Origin of the sequence: Streptomyces sp. C, assembly GCF_000158895.1 — a bacterium.
Taxonomy (GTDB): domain Bacteria; phylum Actinomycetota; class Actinomycetes; order Streptomycetales; family Streptomycetaceae; genus Streptomyces; species Streptomyces racemochromogenes.
The window spans coordinates 6,383,938-6,385,490 of sequence record NZ_GG657750.1 but is presented as its reverse complement, the minus strand read 5'-3'; the positions used below and the strand labels follow the sequence as shown (position 1 = coordinate 6,385,490).

The window sequence follows — 1,553 nt, the reverse complement described above, 5'->3', positions numbered from 1 at the left end:
CCGGGCGGCGCGGGTGCCGCTGCGACGTCGGCGGCCGGCGGCGCGCCCGCGTACCGGGCACCCCCGGCCCGCCGGGCCCCGCGCAACCACCGCCCACCCTCCCGCTGCGCGGGAACGCCGGGCAACACCTCGGGCTGCACCTGCGGCCCGGCCCCTCCCTCCACCCCCGGCCGGAACTCCGTGCCCGAGCCGGGCTGCGGCTGCGGCTGCGGCTGCGGCTGCGGCTGCGGCTGCGGCTGCGCAACCTGCTGCCACCCCGGGTGCCGCCCTGGCCGCGACCCCGGTTCCGGCCCCGTCTGTGGCCCCGGCCACGGCCCCACCCCGCCCTCCGGGCGCGGCGGCTGCCACCCCCGCTCCGGGCCCGGATCCCGATCCGGCTCCGGCGGCAGGAGCCCCGAGTCCGGCTGCGGGAGCGCCTCCGGGGCGCGGTGCGTGGCCGGCCCCGGGCGCGGCTGCGTGAACGGCTCCGGCTCGGGAGTCGGGGCGGTCGGGGCGAGGGTGGCCAGGCGGGATCGCAGGTCCGCGTGCCGGGCTGCGGCGCGGGCCGCGTCGTCGCGGGTCCAGGCCAGCTCCCGGTTCAGGGCGGCCGCCTCCCCCGGGTCCGCGGCGTCGGCGAGACGGGCGGTCAGGGTGCGCAGGGCCCGGTCCAGGGCGGCCCGCTGGCCGGCGGCGGTGTCGAGCAGGGCCCGCAGCTCCCCCGCGCCGCCCGGCATGGCGTCCCACGCGGCGACCGCGGCCGCCCGCAGGGAAGCCGCGTACGCCGCCTCGCCGGCCGCGCCGCCCGGCTCGCCCGGCAGGTCGCCGAGCAGTGATTCCAGTACGTCCCACGGCGGCACCGCGACCCCGTCGAGGCAGGCCCGCATCCCCTCCGGATCCCGCCGCAGGAACTCCCCGTACCAGCCGGCCCCGGGATCCAGTCGCTGCGTCAACCCCCGCAGGTAGTCCGTGAGTTGCCCGATCACCAGCGCAGTCGGCGTCTCCATGCACGCATTGCATCCCACCCGTGTTACGGGCGGGCTACGGAAATCTCAAACCTTGACGGCGAACCCGCGTCCACGGCGCTCCCCCCCGGCCGTGAGGCGACCGGGGTGACCGGGATGAACAGGGTGACCGGAGTGACCGGAGTGAACAGGGTGACCACCGGCCGGGGCCAGGGCGCCTGTCCGCCCACCGGGGGTGGAGCAGGCGGCGGCCAGCAGGCCGGCAGCGAGGAGGGCGCCGAGGAGCGCGAGGCCGAGGCGTTTGGCTGCGTTCGTCACTGACACGCCTCCACCGCTTCCCGGATCCGGGAACCTGCCACGCCCATTGGGCCGTCCGGCCGCCGGACACGCCCATGGAGGGGCGGCTTCCGGGTCAGGCGGGCACGAGCGCGCAGCGGCGTACGACCTCGTCCAGGGAGAGGCCCAGGACCTCGGCCAGGGCGGCGACCGTGAAGAAGGCGGGGGTGGGCGCCCGGCCGGTCTCGATCTTGCGGAGGGTCTCGGCGGAGAGGCCGGCGCCGGCCGCGATCTCGACCATGCTGCGGCCGGCGCGCGCCCTCGCGCAGCAGCGCG

1 protein-coding gene and 1 pseudogene are annotated in these 1,553 nt (G+C 78.8%); both read right to left on the bottom strand.

Translation table 11 applies throughout. The features are described from left to right. Positions 1 to 983: pseudogene (locus SSNG_RS42405) on the bottom strand (hypothetical protein); the annotation flags it as partial. Between the two features lie 370 nt (positions 984 to 1,353). Beyond that, a partial coding sequence (locus tag SSNG_RS28685; protein WP_007267432.1) for a helix-turn-helix transcriptional regulator occupies positions 1,354 to 1,553 on the bottom strand: 200 nt, incomplete at its 5' end.